Origin of the sequence: Herbaspirillum sp. B65 (assembly GCF_000333555.1) — a bacterium.
Classification (GTDB): Bacteria; Pseudomonadota; Gammaproteobacteria; order Burkholderiales; family Burkholderiaceae_D; genus Herbaspirillum; species Herbaspirillum rubrisubalbicans.
In genome coordinates, this window is record NZ_BADI01000636.1 from 1 (window position 1) to 1,914 (window position 1,914).

General features: G+C 55.5%; 3 protein-coding genes. All 3 read right to left on the minus strand.

Features of this window, described 5'->3' with window-relative positions:
• Positions 1-973, minus strand: a 973-nt coding sequence (locus I5W_RS29910; protein WP_083893548.1) for a polymorphic toxin type 15 domain-containing protein, incomplete at its 3' end; no start/stop codon positions are given.
• Complete coding sequence (locus I5W_RS29915; RefSeq protein ID WP_083893549.1) at positions 970-1,305, minus strand: hypothetical protein; 336 nt, start codon at positions 1,303-1,305, stop codon at positions 970-972. The genes I5W_RS29915 and I5W_RS29910, both read right to left, overlap by 4 nt.
• A gap of 414 nt (positions 1,306-1,719) precedes the next feature.
• Positions 1,720-1,893 carry a hypothetical protein gene (locus I5W_RS29920; RefSeq protein WP_374702139.1) on the minus strand — a complete coding sequence of 58 codons (174 nt, stop codon included), beginning with the start codon at positions 1,891-1,893 and terminating at the stop codon, positions 1,720-1,722.
• Positions 1,894-1,914 lie beyond the last annotated feature (21 nt).

Genomic DNA, 1,914 nt, shown 5'->3' on the forward strand with positions numbered 1-1,914 from the left:
TGTAAGCTGGGTTCCAGCTCGCTCCAATTGACTTGTTCACGTCAGCGCGGCCGATACTCGTCGTTTTATGTTGCATCCAACCTCCAGCGACCATGTCTGGCTCGTGCAGTGCAGCTAATTTTCCCATCAGTTCTTTTGCACGAATTTCGGCCTGTTTTTCTGCCTTTGCCTCATCCATGCCTTGCTTATGCAGGCTGTCGCCAATACTCTTCGAAATCTGATCAAGGACATCTTTCCGATGCCTGTCCTGCGCCGCGCCAGCCCCCGGATTGCGATTCATTTTCTTAAACGCATCTCTAGCCATCGCATATTCGCTCGCCGTCAAACTATTGATGGCCTCCTCTTGGCGTCTGAGCTGCTCCGCCATTTCCTTCAAAAACGCCTTTTGGTCATCCTTGCTCAACCGCATGAATTGTTTCTTATCATACGGATGGAAGCAAGGCACCTTAAACTGCCGGGCCTTGACGGTGACGTCCTTCTTGGGCTTTTTGGGTGGTTGGGGGCCAGGTGCAGCTTCCTTGGCGACTTTAGCTTCTCGCGCAACTCTTGCAGCTTCCTCTGCTTCCTTGGCGGTCTTGGCAGCTTTGGCAAGTTCTTCTGCTTCATGCGCGCCCTTGCCAACCCTGGCAGCCGTTCCAGCACCCTTAGCCATGCCAACCGCGCGCTTGGCAACCTTACCTACGGTGGTGACGACTTTGCCGCCCGGTATCATGCTCGCCGCAGCAATCCCCGCTTCAACGTAGTCGCCTTCGGCGGTATAGATCGCCGCATCGATTGCGCCGGTGACGACCGACAACCCCGGCACGAAACTGGCCACGCCCAGCACACCATGCACCCAGGGACTGGCTGTTTGCCAGAACGATTTCTCGGCCGCAGTCTCTGCCTTGACGGCTGCATTGGCTCCGCCACCGTGTGGCTCGATGCGCGTGACTGACCTGTCTGCCTGTTCGAGGATGACTCCCTTGGTCGTCATGGCAGCGCATCCCGCTTCGTATCAGCCAGGGGGCTACTCACGTGACGCCGAGCATTGAAGCAATGGCGACTTGGCAGCAGGCTTGCCTCGCGCTGTGCAGCGAGAAGATCACCTTCCTGGCGATCTTTGAATCCATACGCACCCGCGTAGTCGTAGTGCTCCTTGCGAAGCACCCAAGCTTGATGGATGCGTGTCAGTCCCGCGCTAGCGTCAAGTTGATTGACAAGCAGCTTGGATGGAGAGGCGTCGTTACTCGGGAAAATCACCCGCAGAATGCGGGCAGGTTGAGAGCCTGAAAGCAGCTTTTCCAGACCCTGGGGCGCTTGGATCATGCGAAGTTCCTGTGTTCATCAAGTGTCCCTCCCTGATGTCACACCGGCACGCATTCTAATGTTTCCCTATTGAAACTCGCAACTGCTAGATGACGACGATGACCAAGAAATCCTGAAGACCTACCCTAAGGGGAAGAGCCCAGCCATGCGCCGGGCCAAGCCTGCATCGACCATGAAAACAAGCAAGGTATCAACTTGAAACCAGAACTCATTTCATCAATGACATAAACCTGAATGACCTTAGTCATTCAGGCAAAAGAAAGCTGTCATCAATCAGAATCGCATGGCGTTTGTGACTGCCGTTCGCAAGCCTCGACGGCTGTCCGCCTTGTCACCTGCCCGAGCAGACAAGAAAAAACCGGCCCAAGTGGGCCGGTCAGTTGAAGCGATGCGACCCCAGGCCGCATGTCCTCATCAAACGAATGCATCCGTGACGATATGCTCCCCCAGCATGAACGCATCAGCCACATGCCGCAGCGGTGCGACGTCCACATCGGACTCCCGGTTGCGGATAAGTTTGCAGAAATATTCATACAGCGAGGGATACTCGCCCTCCACAGGCAGTTCGCACGGCACTTCATTGATCAACAGTTCATGTCCGCCCTTTCA